This is a genomic window from Nocardia sp. NPDC004711 (genome assembly GCF_053601595.1).
The window spans coordinates 1-1,498 of sequence record NZ_JBSGCB010000179.1 but is presented as its reverse complement, the minus strand read 5'-3'; the positions used below and the strand labels follow the sequence as shown (position 1 = coordinate 1,498).

The following is a 1,498-nucleotide window of genomic DNA, read 5'->3' as shown; positions in this document are numbered from 1 at the left end:
TGCTTGGTCGCTAATCCGAACTACCGGAGACCTCGCCTATATGCCAACGCGGGCAACAACTTCGGTCGAACATGCTGATGGGGCGACACCGCTGCACGGTGCCGCCCCATCACTCACTTCGAGACAGAACCTAGCTCTCATCGTCGAATGGCTCAAATCATTGGGAGACACGACCTAACGCGCTATTCTTGCCATCAGCAGAGTATCCATCCGATTAGATCCCGGGAGCGGCTCAACTTGCGAAATGTTTCACTCGACTCGGTTGATCGAGCGCTTCTAGCGTACGTCCAAGCCGATGCACGGAAGTCCCTCGAAGAACTCGGTGCCGCAGTCGGGCTGTCGGCTTCCGCCGCACATCGCCGAATCCAGCGGTTACGTGCGAACCGAGTCATCCTCGGAGAGGTGGCGTTGGTTGACCCGACAGCGGTCGGCCGCAATATGGTCATGATCGTCTCGCTGAGCGTTGATCGCGAGGGACGGCATATCCTTCATGCTCTACGTTCGTGGCTCAGCGCAGAACCTGCAGTGCAGCAATGCTGGTACGTCACAGGGGAAGCGGATTTCATTATCATCGTTACAGCGCGCGACATGGTCGATTTTGATGATGTAATGCAGCGTCTAGTCTCCGAGAACAGCAATGTGAAGAACTACCAGACTTCGGTCGCAATCTCGACTGTCAAGCGAGGGCTGAGCATCAAGACGGACGAGAACTCGTAGACAGTAGTGTCACTCCAATAGAGGGTCGAACAACCGACGGGACTTCTCTCACGCCTGGCGGGAGGCTTTGACGCAGACCGAGCGAGCGGGAGTGCGGTCTGGCGTACGCGGAGCCTTCTGAACAATCGAGTCCCGGGGACTGTAAATAGCTCCTCTGTCAAGGGGTAGCGGTGGTTCCACCGGTTTTGATGTCGGCGTCCATGGCACGGAAAACGACGTCGGAAAGCCTGCGTTTGAGGATGTGCAAGGCTTCCAGGCCGCCGTCACCAGCGGCCTTTCTGCGAGCGAGTAGGACGCGAGCTTCGGGATGACAGCGAGCTTGGGTGAGGGCGATGCGGTGCAGGGCAGCGTTGAGTTGTCGATTTCCGGTGCGAGACAAGCGATGCCGCGCACGGTTGCATGACCAAACGGGAAGCGATGCGGTGCCGTTGTGGCGAGCGAAGGCGTCCTTGGAGTGGAATTGGTCGACGCCGGCAGTCTCACCGATGATCTTCGCTGCCGTCAATGCGGCGCAGCCGACAACGGCCAGCAGCGTCGGCGCCACCTTCTGGACCCGTTCACCGATCTCGCTGGCCAGCTCGTCGAGCTCGATGGTCAACTGCCGACAGTACCAAGCCTTCGAATCGGGCAAGGTGAGCAGCGACTTTGTCATATGCGCTGGCGCGTTCGAGCTTGCCTGGCGGTGTCTAGATGATTGATTCCAAGGGGTGGGGCGGGCAGCCCCACTGTGTCAATGGTCGTAGGGGGTCAGTGATCGGTGGATCGGTGCACCGGTGTGGTC

General features: G+C 59.1%; 2 protein-coding genes and 1 pseudogene. 2 read left to right on the top strand and 1 reads right to left on the bottom strand.

Features of this window, described 5'->3' with window-relative positions; genetic code table 11:
• Positions 1 to 147: 147 nt before the first annotated feature.
• Positions 148 to 381, top strand: a pseudogene (locus ACWEKS_RS49300) (Lrp/AsnC family transcriptional regulator); the annotation flags it as partial.
• 21 nt (positions 382 to 402) lie between these two features.
• Positions 403 to 717 carry an Lrp/AsnC family transcriptional regulator gene (locus ACWEKS_RS49295; RefSeq protein ID WP_452346598.1) on the top strand — a complete coding sequence of 105 codons (315 nt, stop codon included), beginning with the start codon at positions 403 to 405 and terminating at the stop codon, positions 715 to 717.
• A 157-nt stretch (positions 718 to 874) separates the two neighbouring features.
• On the opposite strand, the gene ACWEKS_RS49290 is transcribed toward ACWEKS_RS49295, so the two are convergent.
• Entirely contained in the window at positions 875 to 1,315 is a 441-nt protein-coding gene (locus tag ACWEKS_RS49290) for a transposase (protein WP_452346597.1), read from the bottom strand.
• Positions 1,316 to 1,498: the final 183 nt, after the last annotated feature.